The organism is Pseudomonas sp. PAMC 26793 (genome assembly GCF_000313235.1).
Lineage (GTDB): Bacteria > Pseudomonadota > Gammaproteobacteria > Pseudomonadales > Pseudomonadaceae > Aquipseudomonas > Aquipseudomonas yamanorum.
Map to the genome: position 1 here is coordinate 194,949 of NZ_AMXG01000036.1, position 21,427 is coordinate 216,375.

Annotated in this window: 15 protein-coding genes, 1 tRNA gene and 1 pseudogene; 4 read left to right on the plus strand and 13 right to left on the minus strand. The window is 62.0% G+C overall.

The features are described from left to right. The first annotated feature begins 28 nt into the window (after window positions 1–28). Window positions 29–2,554: a sulfite reductase flavoprotein subunit alpha gene (locus tag D109_RS0115980; RefSeq protein WP_026078006.1), complete on the plus strand. Its 2,526-nt coding sequence runs from the start codon at window positions 29–31 to the stop codon at window positions 2,552–2,554. A gap of 150 nt (window positions 2,555–2,704) precedes the next feature. Here the strand turns inward: D109_RS0115980 and D109_RS0115985 are convergent, their stop codons facing one another. Genes D109_RS0115985 through ptsP form a run of 4 tightly spaced genes read right to left on the minus strand, consistent with a single transcriptional unit; the run spans window position 2,705 to window position 9,802 of the window. Next, on the minus strand, window positions 2,705–4,246 hold the full coding sequence (locus D109_RS0115985; RefSeq protein WP_017477772.1) for an alkaline phosphatase: 1,542 nt from the start codon (window positions 4,244–4,246) through the stop codon (window positions 2,705–2,707). Window positions 4,247–4,301: 55 nt separating this feature from the next. Then, the gene (locus D109_RS0115990) at window positions 4,302–6,011 is read right to left on the minus strand and encodes a PTS fructose-like transporter subunit IIB (RefSeq protein ID WP_026078007.1); all 1,710 of its coding nucleotides are present in this window, start codon (window positions 6,009–6,011) and stop codon (window positions 4,302–4,304) included. 11 nt (window positions 6,012–6,022) lie between these two features. Then, window positions 6,023–6,943, minus strand: a complete 921-nt coding sequence (pfkB, locus tag D109_RS0115995; RefSeq protein ID WP_017477774.1) for a 1-phosphofructokinase — start codon at window positions 6,941–6,943, stop codon at window positions 6,023–6,025. After that, on the minus strand, window positions 6,944–9,802 hold the full coding sequence (gene ptsP, locus D109_RS0116000) for a phosphoenolpyruvate--protein phosphotransferase (RefSeq protein WP_017477775.1): 2,859 nt from the start codon (window positions 9,800–9,802) through the stop codon (window positions 6,944–6,946). 293 nt (window positions 9,803–10,095) lie between these two features. Between ptsP and cra the strand changes: the two genes are divergently transcribed. Beyond that, on the plus strand, window positions 10,096–11,091 hold the full coding sequence (cra, locus tag D109_RS0116005) for a catabolite repressor/activator (RefSeq protein ID WP_017477776.1): 996 nt from the start codon (window positions 10,096–10,098) through the stop codon (window positions 11,089–11,091). A gap of 5 nt (window positions 11,092–11,096) precedes the next feature. After that, a complete protein-coding gene (locus D109_RS0116010; RefSeq protein WP_017477777.1) occupies window positions 11,097–11,873 on the plus strand; it encodes a TatD family hydrolase in 777 nt (258 codons plus the stop codon). Here D109_RS0116010 and D109_RS0116015 read toward each other — a convergent pair. From D109_RS0116015 to D109_RS0116035, 6 genes and pseudogenes are all read right to left on the minus strand, one after another. Further along, a complete protein-coding gene (locus D109_RS0116015; protein ID WP_032868673.1) occupies window positions 11,820–12,251 on the minus strand; it encodes a hypothetical protein in 432 nt (143 codons plus the stop codon). The two genes, D109_RS0116010 and D109_RS0116015, sit on opposite strands and share 54 nt — an antisense overlap. A gap of 119 nt (window positions 12,252–12,370) precedes the next feature. Continuing rightward, a complete protein-coding gene (locus D109_RS1000000135270; RefSeq protein WP_371103575.1) occupies window positions 12,371–13,300 on the minus strand; it encodes a methyl-accepting chemotaxis protein in 930 nt (309 codons plus the stop codon). After that, window positions 13,277–14,368: pseudogene (locus D109_RS1000000135275) on the minus strand (methyl-accepting chemotaxis protein); the annotation flags it as partial. The gene D109_RS1000000135270 and the pseudogene D109_RS1000000135275, both read right to left, overlap by 24 nt. Window positions 14,369–14,634: 266 nt before the next feature. Continuing rightward, complete coding sequence (gene ampE, locus D109_RS0116025; RefSeq protein ID WP_017477780.1) at window positions 14,635–15,471, minus strand: regulatory signaling modulator protein AmpE; 837 nt, start codon at window positions 15,469–15,471, stop codon at window positions 14,635–14,637. Next, window positions 15,468–16,031, minus strand: coding sequence for a 1,6-anhydro-N-acetylmuramyl-L-alanine amidase AmpD (ampD, locus tag D109_RS0116030; protein WP_017477781.1), 564 nt, complete (start codon window positions 16,029–16,031; stop codon window positions 15,468–15,470). Before ampD ends, ampE begins: the two co-directional genes overlap by 4 nt. 61 nt (window positions 16,032–16,092) lie before the next feature. Further along, a complete protein-coding gene (locus D109_RS0116035; protein ID WP_017477782.1) occupies window positions 16,093–18,252 on the minus strand; it encodes a DUF1631 domain-containing protein in 2,160 nt (719 codons plus the stop codon). Between the two features lie 271 nt (window positions 18,253–18,523). Here D109_RS0116035 and nadC point away from each other — a divergent pair, with 271 nt between their 5' ends. Next, window positions 18,524–19,372: a carboxylating nicotinate-nucleotide diphosphorylase gene (gene nadC / locus D109_RS0116040; RefSeq protein ID WP_017477783.1), complete on the plus strand. Its 849-nt coding sequence runs from the start codon at window positions 18,524–18,526 to the stop codon at window positions 19,370–19,372. A gap of 69 nt (window positions 19,373–19,441) precedes the next feature. Here the strand turns inward: nadC and D109_RS0116045 are convergent, their stop codons facing one another. The 3 genes from D109_RS0116045 to D109_RS0116055 form a co-directional block, all read right to left on the minus strand. Further along, entirely contained in the window at window positions 19,442–19,747 is a 306-nt protein-coding gene (locus D109_RS0116045; RefSeq protein WP_008437299.1) for a DUF6388 family protein, read from the minus strand. A gap of 136 nt (window positions 19,748–19,883) precedes the next feature. Continuing rightward, window positions 19,884–19,956, minus strand: a tRNA-Thr gene (locus D109_RS0116050). Window positions 19,957–19,995: 39 nt separating this feature from the next. Next, window positions 19,996–21,405, minus strand: coding sequence for an O-antigen ligase (locus D109_RS0116055; RefSeq protein WP_026078009.1), 1,410 nt, complete (start codon window positions 21,403–21,405; stop codon window positions 19,996–19,998). Between the last annotated feature and the right edge of the window lie 22 nt (window positions 21,406–21,427).

A 21,427-nucleotide genomic window follows, 5' to 3' on the forward strand; every position in this document is an offset into this window, starting at 1 on the left:
ACCTAACCTGATGACGAGGCCGCACGACGTGTTGAAGAAAACCCTGTTCCAGTTGCATTGGTTCTTCGGCATTACCGCCGGGCTGGTGTTGGCCTTGATGGGGATCACCGGCGCGACGGTGTCATTCCAGGATGAAATCATCGAGGCGCTGAACCCGACGGTGTTGACGGTGGAAAAGCGTCCGGCCGGCGTATTGCCGCCGGCTGAACTGGTGCACCTGCTGGAAGCCCGTGAAGGCAAAGCGGTGTCGATGCTCACGGTGCAACCCGACAGCACCCACGCGGCCAAGGTCTGGTTCACCCCGCCGCCCGGTGAACGTCGCGGGCAGATGTGCTACTTCGACCCGTACACCGGCGACTACCTGGGCGATGCGGTCGGCCAGGACTTCTTCGGCTTCGTGCTGCAATTGCACCGCTTCCTCGCCATCGGCGACACCGGCCGGCAAATCACCGGTGCCTGCACGCTGATCCTGGTGTTCTTCTGCCTCTCGGGCCTGTATCTGCGCTGGCCGCGCCAAGTGGCAAGCTGGCGTGCGTGGCTGACCCTGGACTGGCGCAAAAAAGGCCGCAGTTTCAACTGGGACCTGCACTCGGTGTTCGGCACCTGGTGCCTGTTGTTCTATCTTCTGGCAGCGTTGACCGGGCTGTTCTGGTCCTACGAGTGGTACAGCAATGGCCTGACCAAACTGATGTCCGACGCTCCGCAAAACGAACGCGTGCGCAAGCGCGGTCCGGCGCCGGAAGGTCCTGCGCCGGTGGCCAATTACGACGCAATCTGGAGCAGTATCTACAGCAACGCCGGGCCCGGTTTGAGCAGCTATAACATCCGTATGCCGGCGGTCGCCGGGCAACCCGCCACCGTCTACTACTTGCTGAAGACCTCACCTCACGACCGCGCACTGAACCAGATCAACCTCGACCCGGCCAACGGCGAGGTCAAATCCCATGACACCTACGCCGGCAAAAGCTTCAAGGCACAGATCCTGACCAGCATCTATGCGCTGCACACCGGCAGCTATTTCGGCCTGCCCGGCCGCATCATCCTGACCCTCACCGCGCTGCTCATGCCGCTGTTCTTTATCACCGGCTGGCTGCTGTACCTGGACCGTCGCCGCAAGAAGCGCCAGGTCCGCGATGCGCGTAAAGGCCTGACGGACAACCACAGCAACGCACCTGCCTGGCTGATCGGTTTTGCCAGCCAGAGCGGTTTTGCCGAGCAACTGGCCTGGCAGACCGCCGGCCAATTGCAGGCCGCCGGTTTGCCGGTGAAGGTGCAATCGCTGGGCAGCGTCAGCGAAGAAGATCTGCGCCAGTCGAGCCATGCATTGTTTGTGGTCAGCACCTTCGGCGACGGCGAAGCACCGGACAGCGCCCGGGCGTTCGAACGCAGCGTGCTCGGCCAGGACCTCTCTCTCAAGGGTTTGAACTACTCGGTGCTGGCCTTGGGCGATCGCCAGTACCAACACTTCTGCGGCTTCGCCCGGCGCCTGCATTTCTGGCTGACCAACCAGGGCGGCAACCCGCTGTTTGCCCCGGTGGAAGTCGACAGCGGCGACACCGATGCGTTGCTGCACTGGCAACAACAACTGGGCCAACTGACCGGCCATGCACCCGCGGCAGCATGGACCAGCGCGACCTATGAAAACTGGACCCTGAAGCAACGCACCCTGCTCAATCCGGACAGCAGCGGCTCCGGCGTCTACTTGCTCGGGCTCACCCCGCCCGCCCCTCGGGACTGGCTGGCCGGCGACCTGGTGGAAGTGTTGCCACGCAATTGCCCATGGGCCATCGAACATTTCCTCGAGGGCATGGGGCTGGGGGGCAGCGAAGGCGTGGTGATCGACGGCCTTGCACACACCCTCGACCAGGCGTTGGCCAGTCGTCAGCTACCGGACAATCGCGCCCACCTGGTGGGCCTGCATGCCCAGGCATTGGTCAATGCACTGGTGCCGCTGGGCATGCGCGAATACTCCATCGCCTCGATTGCCAGTGACGGCGTGCTGGAACTGATCGTGCGCCAGGAACGTCACCCCGATGGCAGCCTGGGCTTGGGTTCCGGCTGGTTGACCGAACATGCACCGTTGGATTCGACCATCAGCCTGCGACTGCGGCGTAACAGTGGTTTCCACCTGCCGAACGAGCCGGTGCCGATGATTCTGCTGGGCAACGGCACCGGCCTTGCCGGGTTGCGCAGTTTGCTCAAGGCACGGATTGTCGACGGTCAGCAGCGCAACTGGCTGCTGTTTGGCGAACGCAATATCGCCCACGACTACCACTGCCAGGACGAGCTGCAAGGCTGGCTGGCCAGCGGTGACCTGGCATTGCTGGACCTGGCGTTCTCCCGGGACCAGGCAGAGAAAATCTACGTTCAGGATCGCCTGCGTGAATCAGCGGATGTGTTGCGTAAATGGATCGCCGAGGGCGCCGCGATTTACGTCTGCGGCAGTTTGCAGGGGATGGCGGCGGGTGTGGATCAGGTGCTGCATGAGGTGCTGGGCAGTGAGGCGGTTGAGCGGTTGATCGAGCAGGGCCGCTATCGCAGGGATGTTTACTGACCCCCCTGAAGATACACCGATCAAAATGTGGGAGCGGGCTTGCTCGCGAAGGCAGTGGATCAGTCCATACATCTGTTGACTGACACACCGCCTTCGCGAGCAAGCCCGCTCCCACATTGGCTCTTCTTCAGTAGGTAGATTGCATTGCAATCACACTGGCGCCAGCTTCTGCTCAAACACCGAAACCCCATCCAGGTCCCGCAAAATCACCGTCAGTTCCGCCGTCTGCCCATCAATCTGCACCTCGCCAAAAAACTGGAACCCGGCAAACGGCGAGCTGTTCTGCACCGTCGGCGCCTTCTCGAACACCACTTCCGGGCCAAAGGTTTTATCCAGCGGATTAGGCCCGAAACTCCCGGCATTCAGTGGCCCGGCGACAAACTCCCAGAACGGCTCGAAGTCCTGAAACGCCGCCCGATCCGGATGGTAATGATGGGCCGCGCAGTAATGCACGTCCGCCGTCAGCCACAGGTGATTACGCACCTGCTGCGCCCGCAGGAACGCGAGCAATTCGGCGATTTCCAGTTCCCGTCCCTGGGCCGGGCCCGGGTCGCCGTTGGCGATCGCTTCCCAACGTGGTACGCCAGGGCTGACCTCACCGTCGGGCACGCCGAGGCCAATGGGCATGTCGGCAGCGATGACTTTCCATTGCGCCTGGGAGGCTTTCAATTCGCGCTTGAGCCAGTCCAGTTGCTCACGTCCAAGAAACGGTTTTTCGCCGCCAAGGTTGTCGTCGTTCGGCCCGCGATAGCTGCGCATGTCCAACACAAAGACATCCAGCAGCGGGCCGTAGCTGAGCTTGCGATAAATCCGCCCGCCCTGATCGGCGCTTTGCCGGCGCATGGGTGAATATTCCAGCCAGGCCTGGCGCGCACGGCCCACCAGGGTGTTGATGTCGCGGGTCGTGTAGCGCTCATCCAGTTGCTTGCTCGGCGACCAGTTGTTGATCACTTCGTGATCGTCCCACTGCCAGATCTGCGGCACTTCGGCGTTGAAGCGGCGTACGTTTTCATCCATCAGGTTGTAGCGATAGTTGCCCCGGTATTCATTCAGGGTTTCGGCGACTTTGCTTTTGGCTTCGGTGGTGATGTTGCGCCAGATGCGCCCGTCTTCGGTGGTCAGTTGCGCGGGCACCGGGCCGTCGGCGTAGATGGTGTCGCCACTGTGGATAAAGAAGTCCGGCAGGCGCAAGCGCATGGCTTCGTAGATGCGCATGCCGCCGATGTCCGGGTTGATGCCAAAGCCCTGGCCAACGGTGTCGCCGCTCCACACAAAGCGGATGTCCCGGCGCTGTTGCGGCACGCTGCGCAGGTGGCCGAACCAGGGCTCGCTGGCCACGCCGGTCTGGGCGTCTTCGAAGTGCACACGGTAGAAAATCGCCTGGTCGACGGGCAGTCCGGTGAGTTCGACACGGGCGGTGAAATCCGTGCGGTTGTCGGCCAGGGGCGAAACGAATTTGCGCGGGTTGCTGAATACGCTACGGGTGTCCCACTCCACCACCATCCGCGCCGGGCGGTCGCTGCGGCTCCAGATCATCGCGCGGTCGCCCAACAGGTCGCCGGACTGCACGCCGTCGGTAAGTTGCGGGCGATCCTTGACCGAGGCGATCACCGCAGGCGCGAAGCCCGGCAGCAACAGGCCGGCGCCGACGGCTTGCATCACACGGCGGCGACCGAGGTTGAAGTGGGTCATGCAGGTTCCCTCTCGAGCAGCAAAAGGGAAACTTAAGCATGAAGGGATGAACGAGTTATGACACCGGCGTGACCGTCAGCTCGACCACTTCGGGACGCTTGATCAACGCATACACCACAGCGGTCAACAAACTCCCCGCCACGATCGCCAGCAGATACAGCAGCGCATGGTTGATCGCATTCGGGATCAGCATCACAAACAACCCGCCATGGGGCGCCATCAGTTTGCAGCCGAAATACATCGACAGCGCACCGGTCAGCGCGCCGCCAGCGATGCTCGCCGGAATCACCCGCAGCGGGTCCTTGGCGGCAAACGGAATTGCGCCTTCGGAGATAAAGCACATGCCGAGAATCAACGCAGCCTTGCCGGCTTCGCGCTCGGTTTGGGCGAACTTGCGCCGCGCCAGCAACGTGGCGATGCCCATGCCAATGGGCGGCACCATGCCGGCGGCCATGGTCGCGGCCATGGGGGCACCGCTTTGCGCCGCCAGCAGGCCGACGGAAAACGCATAGGCCGCCTTATTGATCGGGCCACCCAGGTCAACGCACATCATGCCGCCCAGCAAGATGCCCAGCAGCACGGCGTTGGTGGTGCCCATGGTGCTGAGGAAATCCGTGAGGCCGGTGAGCATCTTCGCCACCGGCGGCCCTACCAGGTAAATCATCGCCAGGCCCGTGAACAGGCTCGCCAGCAACGGGATGATCAGGATCGGCTTGAGGGCTTCGAGGCTCTGGGGCAAACGGATCGCACGGCTGATGAATTTGACGCAGTAGCCGGCCAGGAAACCGGCGAAGATCCCGCCGATAAACCCCGCGCCCAAGGTGCTGGCCAGCAGGCCGCCGATCATGCCGGGAGCCAGGCCCGGACGGTCGGCAATCGAGTAGGCGATATAACCCGCCAACAGCGGCACCATCAACATGAAGGCCTGGTCGCCGACGGTTTTCAGTGCGGCAGCCAGGGTGCCTTTTTCTTCAAAGGCATGAATGCCGAACACAAACGACAGGGCGATCAGCAGACCGCCCGCCACCACCATCGGCAGCATGAACGACACGCCGGTGAGCAAGTGTTTGTAGACGCCGGACTTCTCCGGTTTGGCGGCAGCACCGCTGGCAGCGGATTCCTGCTTGCCTTCGGCCAGCGCCTTGTTGAGGGTCGCCTCGGATTGCTTGAGCGCGATCCCGGTGCCACAGCGGTAGATTTTCTTGCCGGCAAAGCGCTCGGTAGCGACTTCGATATCGGCCGCCAGCAGCACCACGTCGGCATCACGAATCGCTTCGGGACTCAGCGGCGTACGGGCGCCCACTGAACCCTGGGTTTCCACCTGCAGGTCATACCCGAGCCGCTTGGCGGTTTGCTGCAACGCTTCGGCAGCCATGAAGGTGTGGGCGACGCCGGTCGGGCACGCGGTGATCGCGACGATGCGCGGCGTGCTTTTCGCCGGTGCCGCATCAGCCTCCTGCACCTGAGCCTCTTCGACCCCGCGACGTAACACCGCGTCCACATCCTGCAACGCCTGGGCCGGCGTGCTGCGGAATACGCGTTTGCCGACAAAACGCTGCATGTCCACCGGCGTGCTGCTGACCAGCAACACCCACTCGGCGGCTTCAAGGGTGGCCGCCGACAATTGACGTTCCGGGTGTTGCACATCGACCACTTCGACGCTGGTGCTCCAGCCCTGGCGCTGGGCGGCGGCGTCCAGCAAGCGGGCGCACAGCACACTGGTGACCATACCGTTCGGGCAGGCAGTAACAATGGCTAACTTCATGACCAACCCTCTTATTGTTCTGTCAGCGGGCGCACGTGGACGCCGCTCTGCAAAGTCTCAAGCTGTGCCTCATCGGTGATGCCAAAGCCGATTTGCGTGACCGCCATCGCAGCAATGGCGGTGGCGCGGCGCAGGGTCTGCTCCGGTGTATCACCACTGAGCAAACCGTGAAGCATCCCGGCCAACAGCGAGTCGCCGGCGCCTACGGTACTGGCCACCGTTACTTTAGGTGGCGTGGCGTGCAGCGCGGTATCCGGGCGGTACCAGCTCACACCGGCGGCACCGTCGGAGACCACCACATGCTCAACACCTTGTCGGTGCAGTTGGCTGACAGCATCCATGGCATGACCGAGGGCATCGGCCAGTTCTTCAGTATTGGGTTTGACCAGCCATGGGCCGGCGTTCAACCCGGCGCGCAGCGCTTCGCCGCTGGTGTCCAGGGCGACTTTCAAACCGAGGTTTTTCAGTTGCTGCAGCAGGCCCTGGAACCACTGGGGGGTGATGCCGCGTGGCAGGCTGCCGGCCACGACGACAGCGTCGTGTCCCGGAGCAATCCGCGCCAACTGCTCAAGCAGTGCCTGTTGCGCCTGCTCGCTGACCAGCGGGCCCGGTGCGTTGACGTCCGTGACCCGCCCGTCCTGCTCGGCGATCTTGATATTGCTGCGGGTTTCGCCCGGCACGCGAATAAAGGCATCGGTAAAACCGCGACGGGCAATCAGCATCTCGAACGCTTGGGGATTGTCCTCGCCAAGAAAGCCGCCCACGGTCACCTGATGGCCAAGGTCCGCCAGCACTTGAGCGACGTTCACGCCCTTGCCGGCAGCATGGGTGATCATCGCCTCACTGCGGTTGACCTCACCCGGTTCCAGGCGCGCCAGGCGCACCGTCAGGTCCAACGCCGGGTTCAGCGTCAGGCTTAAAATCCTTGCCATTTACACGGCCTCCACAAGCGCACGCACTTCGGCGGGGGAACCCACCGCCAGGGCTTTTTGGGCCAGGCCCTGGGCCTCGCTCAGACTGAATTCACGTACCCGTGCCTTGACCTCGGGGATGCTGCGCGCAGACACGCTCAGCTCATCCACACCCAGGCCGACCAGCACCGGAACCGCCAACGGGTCGGCTGCCAACTCGCCGCAAACGCCGACCCATTTACCATGGGCATGGGCGGCGCGCACGGTGATGTCGATCAGTTGCAACACGGCCGGATGCAGGCCGTCAGCCTGGGCCGACAGCGTCGGGTGGCCACGGTCGATGGCCAGGGTGTACTGGGTCAGGTCGTTGGTGCCGACGCTGAAGAAGTCCACTTCCTTGGCCAGCACCGGCGCCAGCAAGGCAGCCGACGGTACTTCGATCATGATCCCCAATTGCAGGTCGGCCACCGGGATTTCCAGGCGCAGGCGCTCGGTCATGTCCCGGGCCTGACGCCACTCGTCCACACTGCCGACCATGGGGAACATGATGCGCAGTGGACGGTTGTCCGCCGAACGCAACAGCGCGCGCAATTGCGCTTCCATGATCTGCGGGCGTTGCAGGGTCAGGCGGATGCCGCGCACGCCGAGGAAGGGGTTTTCTTCCTTGGCGATCGGCCAGTAAGGCAGCGGTTTGTCACCGCCCACATCCAGGGTGCGCACCACCAGTGGCCGACCGCCGAGGCCGTCGAGTACGCGGCGGTATTCGGCTTCCTGGGTGGCTTCGTCGGGCGCCTGTTTGTGGGCCATGAAAATCAGTTCGGTGCGTAACAGACCGATGCCTTCGGCGCCCTGCTCCACCGCGCTGGCAGCCCCGGCGCTTTCGCCGATATTGGCGAACACTTCGACGGCATGGCCGTCGCGGGTCAGCGCCGGTTCATGGCGTTGCGCGGCGGCGGCTTGCAGGCGTTGTTCGCGGGTGTCGCGTTCGACGGTGGCGCGCTGCAAAGTGGCTGCGTCGGCGTCGACATGCAGGCGACCGCGTTGGCCATCCAGCAGCAACGGCGTGCCCGCGGCCAGCAGCAACACCGCCGGGCCTGCACCCACCAGCGCGGGAATGCCCAGGGCACGGGCGACGATGGCGCTGTGGGCAGTGGCGCCGCCACGGGCGGTGAGGATGCCGGCAACGCGCACCGGGTCCAGGCGCGCGACGTCCGAGGGGCCGACTTCGTCCATCACCAGAATGTAGGGTTCGTCCGGCTCCTGGGCGGTTTCGACACCGCACAGTTGCGCCAGCACGCGGCGGCCAATGTCACGCAGGTCAGCAGCGCGCTCGGCGAGCAAGGCGTCCTGCAGCGATTCCTGCTGTTTGGCGGCGGCTTCGATCACGCTCATCCAGGCAGCCTCGGCGCTTTCGCCCTGCTTGAGGCGCGTCTCGACTTCGTCGGTCAGTTCCGGGTCGTCGAGCATCTCCTGGTGGGTGATGAAGATCTCGCGGATGGCCTTGGATTGACTGCGTTCAATCAGGCCCTGGATATCCCGGCGCACGTCGGTCAATGCCGCGAGCAGGCGCTGGCGCTCGATCACCGGCGACTCGCCGCGCAGCGGGTACTCGAAGGGTTGCAGCACCTGGATATGCGCCGGGCCAATCGCGATGCCGGGGGCGGCGGCGATGGCCTGGATCAGGCTGCCGGAGGCTGGCGCGCTGAGCACCGGTTCGATGTCGACCACGGTCTGCTGGGCGCTGACCGCTGGGAGCGGCTCGACTTCTTCGCCAAGGCCTTCTTCCACTGCGGCCAGCAGGGCGGGCAAGGCGTCACCGGCAATGATTGGCTCGGCGACAAATTCCAGCACCTGGCCACGCCGCGCGCCGAGGCTCAGCAACTTGCTCAGGCTTTTTACCGACACCGCGCTGACATCGCCATCGACGATGCGCACACGGATTTCACCCTCAAAACTTTTTGCCAATTGCGCGAGGATCTTCGCGGGGCGCGCATGCAGGCCGTGGGCGTTGGCCAGGGCGATGCGCACGCTTGGCCAATCGGCGGGTAGTTCACCGCCGAGTACTTCCAATACGGCGCGGCTGCTGGTGGCGCGACCGAGTTCCTGGCCGCGGCCTTCAATCAGCAAGGCGCACAGGCGTTCGAGCAAGGTCTGGTGAGCCTCGCCGAGGCTGGCCAGGCAGAACAGGCCGCTCAATGGCTGGCCCAGGTAACGCATCGGTTTGTCCGGGGTGACAAAAGCCAGGCCCGGGCGCTTCACCGTCTGCTCGCTGTGCAGCCACCACAGGCCATCGCCCAGGGGCAGCGCATCGACTTGTTGCAGCACGGCGGCAAAGCCATTGCTTACGCAATCGGCTTGGCGCAGCAGGCGTGCGCCGCGCCACACCAGTTCTTCGAAATCGTCCGCCGACACGCCCAGACCAATCATCTGTGCGTCCAGCGCCAGCTCCTGCGGTGCGCCTTGCAGCAGTTTCAGCAGCGCTTCGGCAGAACTGGCGCGGCGCAGGGCCTGGCCCAGGTCGGTCTCGCCGAGGGCTCGGGTCAGCAGTTGCAGCAGGCGCAGGTGTTCGTCGGATTTGGCGGCAATGCCGATGGCCAGGTAGACGATCTGGCCATCGCCCCAATCCACACCTTCGGGAAATTGCAGCAGGCGCACCCCGGTGGCGAACACCTGGTCGCGGGTTTCGGGAGTGCCGTGGGGGATGGCGATGCCTTGGCCGAGAAAGGTCGAGCCTTGGGCTTCACGCGCTTGCAAGCCACTGAGGTAACCCTCGGCGACCAGGCCATCGGCCACCAGTTTTTCAGCGAGCAGTTGCAAGGCAGCAGACTTATCCACAGCCGTCTGGCCCATGGATATCTGCTCGTGGGTGAGCTCAAGCATGCCGTTCTCCTAGTTAGTGCGGCGCGCGCACTAGGTATTATTTTGAATAAATCAGTGCAAAGGCGTTCGAAAAAATTGACTGAGTGGTCAGTTGGCAGGACCACGCTCGTCGCGATAATCGTAAAAATACGCTTGCTGAAACGTTTAATCTAGAATTTATGGCAGATTACGCGTTAATTTCCCATGATTGAAGCGCCACTCGGCTGTTGAGTTGCGACAATGGTCGTCTGCAGTAATCGGTTACGATTGGACAAAGTGTCGGGGCAAGCTCTAAAAAACAAGGAAATCCCGGTTTGAAACTCAGTGATATCGCGCGCATTGCCGGTGTGTCTGTGACCACCGCCAGCTACGTCATCAATGGCAAGGCCGAACAGCAACGGATCAGCAGCGCAACCGTCGAACGGGTGCGTGCCGTGGTTGAAGAACATGGCTTTACGCCCAACCCCCAGGCCGCCGGGCTGCGCAGCCGGCATACCCGTACCCTGGGTTTTATCCTGCCAGACCTGGAAAACCCCAGTTACGCACGTATCGCCAAGCTCCTGGAGCAAGGCGCCCGGGCGCGTGGCTATCAACTGCTGATCGCCAGTTCCGATGACGACGCCAACAGTGAACGGCAATTGCTGCAACTGTTCCGCGCCCGCCGTTGCGATGCGTTGTTTGTCGCCAGCTGCCTGCCGGCCAGCGATGACAGCTACCGCGAGCTGCAAGCCAAGGGCCTGCCGGTGATCGCCATCGACCGGGTCATGGAGTCTACGCAGTTTTGCTCGGTGGTCAGTGATGATCGCCAGGCCTGCCAGCAATTGACCAGCAGCCTGCTGCAACCGCTGCCCAAGCAGATCGTGTTGATCGGCGCCCGGCCAGAGCTGAGCATCAGTCAGGAGCGTGCCGCTGGCTTCAAGGAAGCGCTGAAAGACTTCAACGGTGAAGTGCTGATCGAACAAGGCGAGTCCTTCAGCCGCGATTGTGGCCGACAGTTGATGGAGCAATTGCTGCAAAGCCTGGGGCATTTGCCTGACGCGCTGGTGACGACGTCCTACGTCCTGCTGCAAGGGGTCTTTGATGCGTTGCATGACTTCCCGCTCAAATCCCGCACACTGCGCCTGGGGACATTTGGCGACACGCAGTTGCTGGATTTCCTGCCGCTGCCGGTGAACGCCATGGCCCAGCAGCATCAACTGATCGCCGACACCGCGCTGCGCCTGGCGCTGGCGGCGGTTGAAGAACAGCACTACGCGCCAGGGGTGCATGCCATCGGCCGCACGTTCAAGCAGCGGATTCACTCGGAGTAAGCGGTGTGGAGCTGATCGACAGCCACACCCATCTGGACTTTCCGGACTTCGACGCTGATCGCGCCGAGGTCCTGAACCGCAGTCGCCAGTTGGGCGTGCGCAGGATGGTGGTGCTGGGGGTCTATCAGCAAAATTGGCAACGCTTGTGGGTCCTGGTGCAAAGCGATGCGGATTTATTCGCCGCCTTCGGCCTGCACCCGGTGTATCTCGACGACCATCGCCCTGCCGACCTGACCGAACTGGGCGACTGGCTGACCCGCCTGAAAGGCCACCGGCAACTGTGCGCCGTGGGCGAAATCGGCCTGGATTATTTCCTCGACCAACTGGACCGCGAACGCCAGCAACGCCTGTTTGAAGCCCAACTGAAGCTGGCAGTGGATTTCCAGCTGCCGGCGCTGCTGCATGTGCGCCGCAGCCACGCCGCCGTGATCGCCACCCTCAAGCGCATTCGCCTGCCACGGGGCGGCATCATCCACGCGTTTGCCGGCAGCCAGGAAGAGGCCCGCGAGTACATCAAGCACGGCTTCAAACTGGGCCTGGGCGGCGCGGCGACGTGGCCGCAAGCCCTGCGCATGCACAAGGTGATCGCGCGACTGCCGCTGGAAAGCGTGGTGCTGGAAACCGACTCACCGGACATGGCGCCCGTCATGTACCCCGGCCAGCGCAACAGCCCTGAACATCTGCCAGACATCTGTGCCGCCTTGGCGGAGCGCATGGGCATCAGCCCCTCAGCGTTGGCCGAGGCGAGCACCCGCAATGCCTGCGAGCTGTTTAACTGGTAGGGGTTTTACCTCACGCAATGTCAGCGTCATCCGTTGGCGGTGGCGGGCGTAACGCAGGGTCAGGCAGTAAATCAGCACCGCCATCAGCGAGACATTGAGCTGCCCGGTCACGCTGATCAGCCCTATCCACTCGGCTACCAACGCCACCAGCAGCGCCACGCTGGTCAGCACGATCATGCTCGGACGCAACAGGCCAAGGTTGTCCAGGGACTTGAACTGCTTCAGCTGCTTGGGGCAACTCGGCTGCACGCCCTTATGGCAATACGAGCAATCAAAAGGCACATCCATGGCAATGGCATTGAGTTGCCAAGGCTTGAGTTCAAAAGACATATCGCAATGAGTGCAATGCCCTCTCACGCCGACGACTGCGTTGGTCATGACCGAACCTCCGCGTAAATAGGTGAATCAATTCTCACCCATTTTGGCAGTGGAAAAAGATCAACGTCAAAAATGAGACTAGCGCCACGTGATTCGCGAAATATTCCTACAACGAAGCCTCACACCCGAAAGGCACCGATCAACTGCTTCAGCTCGATCACTTGCAAGGACAACTGCCGGCTGGCCTCTTCGGTCTGGTGCGCGCCCTGCGCCGCATGCTCTCCCGCACGGTTGATCTCGACGATGTTCTGATCGATATCATGGGCCACGGCAGTCTGCTGCTCGACGGCGGCGGCAATCTGCTGGTTCTGGTCGACGATCATGCCTACTGCGCCGAGGATATTTTCCAGGGCCTGCTGGACTTTTGCCGACTGTCCCACCGTGCCAGTGGCCATCTCGTGGCTGCTGCCCATGGCCTTCACCGCTGCGCCGACGCCACTGTGGAGCTTGGCAATCATCTGCTCGATTTCCTCGGTGGAGTGCTGGGTGCGCCGGGCCAAAGTGCGCACCTCATCGGCCACCACGGCGAAACCGCGTCCTTGCTCACCGGCACGCGCGGCCTCAATGGCGGCATTCAGCGCCAGCAGATTAGTCTGTTCGGCGATGCTCTTGATCACCTCCAGCACACCACTGATGGATTGGCTGTCGATGGCCAACTGGTTGATCACCCGCACCGATTGATCGATCTCCAAGGCCAACGCCGCGATGCTGCCTTGCTGGGACTGCACCAGGCCGCGGCCGCTGACAGTTTCATCGTTGACGCTGTGGGCACTGCTGACGGCCGCTGCGGCACTGCGAGCCACTTCCTGGGCGGTGGATGACATCTGGTTCATGGCGGTCGCCACTTGCTCGATCTGGCTGCGCTGGCCGGATACGGCCTGGTTGCTGCTGGCCGAGACCGATTCCACTTGCCCGGCCTGATGTTCGACCTGGTTGACGGTGTGCCCTACCCGCTCGATCAGGTCATGGATTTTGGCCACGGTGGCGTTGAACACCTGACCCAAATCCCCCAGTTCGTCGCGGCTGTGGGCGATAAAGGTGACGGTCATGTCACCGGCCGCCACCTTGTCCATCGTCGCGCCCAGGCGGCGCAAGGTGGTGCGGGTGGAGGCGTAGAAACCGGCGTACAAATAGAAGATCAGCAAAAACACCGACGCCAGGGCCACTACCAATCCGATCATGTGCGTGCGGTTTTCTGACAGGCGTTGCTCCAGTTGCTGCTCGAGAAAGGTCAGGGTGGCTTCGTCGAGTTGATAGGTCCTGGCCATCAAATTGCTGACTTCGTCGTAGAAGCCTTGCCATGGAGCGTCGAGGGTTTCGGCCACGACGACCTGCTCTTCGAACAACTCACTGCCTTGCTTGAGGCTGGCCTTGCTCGCATCGGCCAGGCTGGCCAACGCTGCGTGGGCGGGCTTGCTGGAGCCGAGGGCATCTTGCAGTTTCAGCCCGTATTCGGCCTGGAGTTTTTCCAGTTGCTGCAGTAATTCGTCAAAGCGGGTACTGGAGGACGAGTTGAGAAAACCCTGGCCCAACGAATAAGCGCCCATTGCCCGGCCTTCGCCCAGGGTCTGGGTGACGTGCGGGGTGACGCTGGTGATCAGTTCGCTGAGTTGGCGCAGGTCGCCCTGAGGGTCGCGGCTCAAGCCCGACTGACTGGCGATGATCTGGCTGAGCATCTGCGCCTGGTTAAGGAGCTTGCCGATCAGCGCGCTTTTGCTGAGCAGCGAGGTTTCCTGTTGCTGGGCCTTGAAGGCGGCGATCATTTCATCGCGCTTGGCTTCGAAGGCGGCGGCTTGCTCGGGGTCGGCAGACAGGGCGTGGAAGCCTTGCAGGCGCTGCAGCAGGTTCTCTTCCAAGGCGACGATCTGGCTTTCAATATCACCGGCTTTGCCTGATTGGCCGAGGGTTGCGTTGATCTGGACCTGGTTGTTCAGGGTTTCCAGGTCGCGGCGCAGGGCCAGGCTGCTGCCCAGCAGGTCGAGGCTTTGCAGCTCGACGCGGGTGCCCTGGAATTCACGCCAAGAGTCGCGCACCAGGTAATAGTTGGTGGCCAGCATCGGCAACAGGAACAGCACGCTGATAAGACTGAACTTCATGCCGAAGGTCAGGCGGTTCATGAACGCGACGGCGGGATAGAGCAAGCTCTTCACAGGTGAACTCCCTTTTCTTTTATTTTTATTGAGGGCGCAGGGCGGCGGCAGATAGCCACTATTGGGCGCTCTGTCTGTATAGCTCAATTCGAAAAGGAGGTTTGTAACTTAAGGTTAACGAAGTAGGAGCGAGCTGGCTCGCGAAGGACGTCAACGATAATGCGCGCTATCTGGATGCACGCGGTGTCCTTGCGTTTTTCGCGAGCAAGCTCGCTCCTACAGAGGGGGGTGGATCAGGGCAGCACAGTCCAGATGGCAAAGCCGGCGTACCACAGCACAGCGGCGCGCAGCAGCAATTCCCAGATACGGTCGAGGCTGTTGATACCCTCAGGCCCCACCACCGGCGGCGGGATTTCAGCGGCCACCAGGCCCACCTTTTCTACCAGTTGCGCCGCGCTGATGTCCCAGCTCAGCAACTCATGCAGCATCACCCGGCCGACCGCCACGAAGTTGCCTACCAGGGCAAAACTCGCCGCCAACAGGCGTACCGGCAACCAGTCGAAGGCATGGCGCAATTGCCCGGCACGCTCGGCCACCAGCGGGTTCTGGCTGTGCTCGGTCGCCAGCGCCAGCAACCGGTAGGCCAAGGCAGCCACCGGCCCGAGGAGGAAGTACCAGAAAATCACCGCGAAGAAGCTTTGGTAGGCCTGCCATAACAGATGGCCCTGGACCCGCTCCAGCAGTTGCTCGCCACTGTCGGCGCTGATGCTCAAGTCGCGCTCGGCCACATGTTCGGCCGCTTGCAGGTCACTCCGGCGCCAGGCATCACGAAACGGGCCCAACCCGGCCAGTAGATCGCCACGGCCCAGGCTGTAGATCACCACCAGCAAATGCACCGGCAGCGCCAACAATCCATAAGCCACCGGTTCCAGCACCAACAGCAACAGCGCGAGCAGTGCCACCGGCAGCAGCACCAGCAGCGCGAGAATCAGCCATGGCCGCTTGCCCAGGCTGGCGCTTGATTCCAGCTTGGCCAACTCCCGCAGCCAACCACCATCACGTTGTATACGCTGGCGCAGGGCCGAGAATTTCTCGATCCATACCGCCAACACCAGCACCAGAAAACTCATTGTGCGTGTCCTCCATCCTGCAAGGCGCTGCGAAAGCGCGCCCAATCAAAAGCGGGTCCGGGATCGGTCTTGCGTCCCGGGGCGATATCGCTATGGCCACAAATGCGCTGGCGGGTAATGCCCGTGTACACCGCCAGCAACTGGCGCGTCAGGGCGATCAGGGATTGATACTGAGCATCGGTGAACGGCAGGTCATCGGTACCTTCCAGTTCAATTCCCAGGGAAAAGTCGTTACACGTCTCACGGCCCTCGAAGCTCGATACGCCGGCGTGCCAGGCACGGTCCAGACACGAAACAAATTGCGTCACCGCGCCATCACGCTCAATCAGAAAATGCGCAGAAACCCGTAGGTCGGCAATACCTTCAAAGTAGGGATGTTCCGTGACATCCAGACGATTCTGGAAAAACTCATGCACCTTACCGGTGGCGAATTGCGCCGGAGGCAGGCTGATGTTGTGCACCACCAACAGGGAAATCTCGCCACCGGGGCGCTCGTTGAAGTTGGGTGAAGGGCAATGACGAATGCCCTGGCACCAACCGCTGGCGGGGTCCAACTGCATACAGGTTCCTTGAACGAGGCTGAGGTGACTCAGTATGCCGCGTTCCGCTGTCTGGTTGCGATCACTTGGCGCGATGAAGTTGGCGCAGGTTGCCAATCACCGAGGCCAGGGCACGGTCGAACAGCAGCGCATCATCCAGGGTTCGCACCGCACCGCGCTTGAACTCCAATGCCAGTTCAACCGGACTTTTTTCCAGGACCTTGAGGCCGGTTCGATTCACAAAAATACAGGTATTGCCCGGCGCAATAATCGCCGTCAGCTTGCAGCGCAGGGTATTTTCAGCGTCTTCCTGGAATTCGACCCAGCAACCGACTCGCAGTTGGCGAACCTTGAGCAGGTCGGGGTCATCTTCCGGCAGGCTCACCGCAAGGGCCGGTGCAGCAGGGCTGAGGACGAATGCCTCGCGCACCTCAACCTGCGACAGTGAAGACTTTCCATCGGCATTGCCCCGGAAAGACAGGACATGCAGTGCCTGCAACTGCGTGAAAAATTCCCGGGTGATGAAAGGATCAAACGCGGCGCCGCTTAGCCCGTCGCGCAGGGCCTTGAGCAATTCAGGCAACTGTTCCAGCAAGTGCCGACCCGCTTCGGTGTCTTCGCTGAGGCCGACACTCCAGATCAACTCATCCATGGTGCGCAACCCGCCCGCCCATTGCGGCGAACGCTCGCCATGCTTCAGGCAGGCCAGCAACAGCACCTGGCTCCAGGCCTGCTGTAGGAACTGCACCACCACCTCGGGCAGCACTTTACCCATCAGCCGCAGATTAAGGGCCTCAGCCACCCGCTGACGGGCGATTTCAGTACGGGCGCGCCCCTCCTCCGCATCACGAGTACGTTGCTCCAACAATTCGCTGCGGCGCCGCTCGTCATGGGTAAACGCAGTGAACTCCGTCAGGAGCTGGGAAAAGATCGCCGGATCATCCACAAAATCGTTCAATAACCGCTGCACTACCTGCTCGATGTGCAGGTACAGGCTGTCGCGCTGATAATCGTCGCGCTGGCTCCAGCCCATGGCCGCCGCCGCGATTTCATTGAGCAGGCGCCGCGCCGGGTGGTTGGCGTGACTGAAAAAGCTCTTGTCGAGCACCGCCACTTTCAACATCGGAATCTGCAGGCGGGCGATCAGGGCCTTGAGGGACTCGGGCACCGTGCTGTCATCGAGAATGAACTCGAAGAGCATGGCGATCAGGTTGATCACGTCCTCGTCGGCGTCCTCAACCACCCGCGACTTGCCGCTCTTGACGCTGACCCGGGTCAGCAATTGTTCGAGCTGGTTGCGCAGGTCGAAGTCATCCTCGACCTCGGGCGCAGGCACGTATTGCTGCAAATGCGAGAGCAGGCGCAGCAGGTCACGGGTGGAGATTGGCTGGGTCTCGGCGCTGGCCTCAAGGGTGGGGGCCACGCTGCCGCGCACCGCAGTCAGCAATTCCTGCAACGCCGCGAAGACTTCCTGCCCGCTATCGTCTGCGGGATGGCCGGTAGTCGGTGGGGTGTCCTCAGGCAAATCGGCGGTGGCGACCGCTCGCCGCGAGGGTACCGCCTTGAGCTCAGGCAATACGCCGGTGGCGATCAGCAACTGGTTGGCTTCGCCGTACAACAGATCAGCGTCACTGAGGACGTATTTTTCAAACAGCTTGAGGATGATCAGCTTGACCCGAATCTCCACGCCAAGGCTGCGTCCCGCTTGCAGAAAGAACGCACACAGCATCGCCGGGCCCAGAGGGTTATCCCGATCATCCATGTGCTTGTCGAGCAACGCGTTCAAACGCGCCGTCAACTGCCCAAGGGCCAGGCCATCGCGGCGCAGCACCTTGCCCAGCATGGCCTCGAGGGCAACGGCTTTTTCCAGCGCGTCGCCGGATACGCCGGGCACCGCCGCGTAGGACACTACCGGAATCAGTTGCAGATCACCGCTCTCCACGTTGCCAAGATTGGCAAACGCCTCGTAGAGCTGCTCCATGAAGCCGCGCTCGAAATTCTTGCGCTTGAGGCGCAAGTCGCGCATGGCCTCAAAGAAAATGCCGTGGTCGACGTTGCTGCGGGACTTGTCGGCCATTTCGAACAGGGTGTCGTCGGCGTTATCAAACAGCTCCTGCAATCCCTGCCTGAGTTGCTGCGCCGCCTTGTCACGGACCTGGAGCAATACCACCGGCAGGCGGGCGAGCGGTGACGGCGTCGCCCGTGCCTTATTGATCGGCACCACCTTCCCGTCATTGTGCATCCTGGCCTCCTGAAACGGCGGTATTCGAGTGTGTGAAGATCGGTGCGGCAACGGGGCAAAGTACCCGGAGCACTGCGAAAAACAGACTATCACGACGACGTCAAAGCTATGACGCCAATTGCAAGGCGCGAGATTATCTTGCAAATGAGGGTTGTTGCGCCAGCAAACTCTGTGATCACTGGGTAAATGAGCAGCGCCAGTGGTACCTGTCGCCTTGGGTTCAGGCCCGCCCTGCCCCTATAATCCAGGCACTTTGTTTGTGGAGCCTGTCATGCCCAATCTTCGTCTAGCCGACCTGACCGCCGAAATCGAAGCCAACGTGCGTCGCGCACTGTTGGAAGACATCGGCAGTGGGGATATCACCGCACAACTGATCCCGGCCGAACGCCTGGCCAAGGCCACGATCATCACTCGCGATGCCGCCGTCATCAGCGGCACGGCCTGGGTGGAAGCGGTATTTCGCCAGCTGGACCCACGCGTCGCCGTGCATTGGCAGGTGCGCGACGGTGAGCGCGTCAGCCCGAACCAGGTGCTGTTTCACCTCGAAGGCCCGGCCCGTTCGCTGCTCAGTGGCGAGCGTTGCGCGCTGAATTTCCTGCAGTTGCTGTCAGGGGTTGCCACCCGTGCCCAGTACCTGGCGGATTTTGTCGCTGCTACCCAAGTCAAGCTGCTGGATACCCGCAAGACCCTGCCCGGCCTGCGCCTGGCGCAAAAGTACGCCGTGACCTGCGGCGGTTGCCACAACCACCGCATCGGCCTGTATGACGCGTTCCTGATCAAGGAAAACCATATCGCGGCCTGCGGTGGCATTGCCCAGGCCATCAGCGCCGCCCACAAGATCGCCCCGGGCAAGCCGGTGGAAATCGAAGTGGAAAGCCTGGAGGAACTGCGCGAAGCACTGGCGGCGGGCGCCGACATCATCATGTTGGATGAGCTGAGCCTGGATGACATGCGTGAAGCCGTGCGCCTGAACGGCGGCAAAGCCAAGTTGGAAGCCAGTGGCGGGATCAACGAAAGCACTCTGCTGCCCATCGCTGAAACTGGCGTGGACTACATCTCCATCGGGGCGATGACCAAGGATGTGAAGGCAGTGGATTTATCGATGCGGCTCAGTCTCTGAGACACCCTTAAATGTAAGCGCTAGCTGTTGTGGCGAGGGAGCTTGCTCCCTCACCACATTAAGCTCGTGTCAGATCGCGAGGTTGTTCATCCCGCAATACTCGTTCCAGTCGACACCCAGCACCTCGGCCGCTTCCTTGTGCAACGCCAGGCGCGCCGCCTCGAACGCTTCGGGGGTGGAGGTGTACTTCAGGGTGAGCTCCCATGGCTGCAAGCCCTGGGCTTCGGCCTCATCCTCAAATGCCCATTGGATCTGGTCCCTTTGATCATCGGCGCTCAGGTCCTTGATCTCATCCAGCAGTTCCGGCGACTCCGCGACGTACTTTTTGAGGGCTGCTTCGTGCCGCGCTTCCTGGGTCATTTCTTGTGTGGTCATGTCGTTCTCTTAGATCGAGGAATGGGGATGCATCTGGGTCATCAAGGTCGCGCAGATACAAAAGAACAGGCATGAATACCGGTTCGTCTGGCCTTCAGAACCATTCTGGGATCATCTGAAAACTGTGTTGCCTTTGTGCCCGAGACAGGAATCGAACCTGCGACCTTCGCGTTACGAGTGCGCTGCTCTACCGGCTGAGCTACACGGGCGGTGGGCTAAAGCTAGCACTGCCTTGGACGTCCGGCAACTCACTGCTTTTCGAGGGCAATCACTCCTTGCACCCAAAAGCGTGGCTGCAGGTGATCGTTGCTCAGGCCCATGTAGTGCTCGCTGCGCTCGGTGAGGTGGGGCACGTCACGGATCGCGACGAATACCAGTACGCCCACGGCCACGACGCTCGCTGCCGTCCACGCTCTGTACAACGCCGGTACCGGAGCGACCGATGGAATGCGCCACACATGCAATGCCATCAGCCACCCAACCACCAGCGCCAGCCAGAGCTGTGACACCGGCATCACGATCACCCCATCCACCTGTGCCTGGGTCAGAGCACCGATCAACGAGGCAAACAGGCACAGGCGCAGCAGGTCCACGGGCGCCAATGACAACGCACGCTCACGCAACACACCTACGGTTGCCCAACCCGCCCACGCAACCAGCGCAATCACGTACAGCGTCGACGGTATGCCCCATTCGCTGGCCCACTGCAGAATCGCCTGGTGAGGGTGAGCGGCAATGTCGTTGGCGATGTCGGCAAAATGCATCGGCCCGAACCCCAGCCAAGGACGCTCAAGAATCATGTGCCAGGCCTGCCACAAGATAGGTCCACGCCCGGACAAACTGGTAGTCAGGCGGTCCACGGCGGCGTTGGAAATTTCAATCCCCAAGTACTTTGCCAGCACGCTGAACACCAGCCAATACAGTAACAACCCACAGGCCAGTGCCGCCAACTGCCAGACCACCCAGCGGCGACCCTGCAGCCCCAAAAACATCAAGACGGAGCCCGCAACGCCCATACCAAGCCACGTGCCGCGGGTACCACCACTGATCGCGATCAGCCACCAGACACAGAGCAGCGCAAACACCGCGCCCCGCACTGGACGAGCAACGTTTGAAACCAGCAAGGGAAGTGCCAGCAGTGGCAGGGTGAAGGTCTGGAACTGGCCGTAGAAGCGCTTGTTGGAAAATCCGGACAACAGCAAATCGGGGTCTAAGACCGATTCGCCGCTGGTAAAGGCGAGGACACCTGCGTGCAGATATTGAATGCTTTTAATCATGCACAACAGCAATACGAACAGGATCAAGACACGGTCCAGGGACTCATCCCCGTTGCGCCTGGCCCGGCTGAAAGCCACGGCAATGGCGCCGCAACTGATGACCAGCGCCAGTTCGGTCAGCGCCCAGAGCGGCTGATGGGCCAACAGCGCCGAAACCAGGCCCGCCGCACCGATCAGCCACACCCCGAGCAGTGTCGGCCTATCAACGCATCGCTCTGTCTGCGGCAAGCAGAGCCCATACACCACCGCACAGAGCGCCACCGATATCTGCACCGCACGTTGCCAGTCATGGCTACTGAACGGTGCGCAGATAGCCAGCGTCAACAGACACATCACCACAAGAAGGAATGTGTTCCCCCGCTGCTGAACAGACAACGTCATCGGCAATTTCTACTTCCTTGTG

Coding starts and splice junctions, on each gene's coding strand:
- nadC (WP_017477783.1), top strand. CDS start 18,524: ATGCCCAATCTTCGTCTAGCCGACCTGACCGCCGAAATCGAAGCCAAC.
- D109_RS0116045 (WP_008437299.1), bottom strand. CDS start 19,747: ATGACCACACAAGAAATGACCCAGGAAGCGCGGCACGAAGCAGCCCTC.
- D109_RS0116015 (WP_032868673.1), bottom strand. CDS start 12,251: ATGACCAACGCAGTCGTCGGCGTGAGAGGGCATTGCACTCATTGCGAT.
- D109_RS1000000135270 (WP_371103575.1), bottom strand. CDS start 13,300: ATGACCGTCACCTTTATCGCCCACAGCCGCGACGAACTGGGGGATTTG.
- ptsP (WP_017477775.1), bottom strand. CDS start 9,802: ATGCTTGAGCTCACCCACGAGCAGATATCCATGGGCCAGACGGCTGTG.
- ampE (WP_017477780.1), bottom strand. CDS start 15,471: ATGAGTTTTCTGGTGCTGGTGTTGGCGGTATGGATCGAGAAATTCTCG.
- pfkB (WP_017477774.1), bottom strand. CDS start 6,943: ATGGCAAGGATTTTAAGCCTGACGCTGAACCCGGCGTTGGACCTGACG.
- D109_RS0116035 (WP_017477782.1), bottom strand. CDS start 18,252: ATGCACAATGACGGGAAGGTGGTGCCGATCAATAAGGCACGGGCGACG.
- ampD (WP_017477781.1), bottom strand. CDS start 16,031: ATGCAGTTGGACCCCGCCAGCGGTTGGTGCCAGGGCATTCGTCATTGC.
- D109_RS0115990 (WP_026078007.1), bottom strand. CDS start 6,011: ATGAAGTTAGCCATTGTTACTGCCTGCCCGAACGGTATGGTCACCAGT.
- D109_RS0115985 (WP_017477772.1), bottom strand. CDS start 4,246: ATGACCCACTTCAACCTCGGTCGCCGCCGTGTGATGCAAGCCGTCGGC.
- D109_RS0116055 (WP_026078009.1), bottom strand. CDS start 21,405: ATGACGTTGTCTGTTCAGCAGCGGGGGAACACATTCCTTCTTGTGGTG.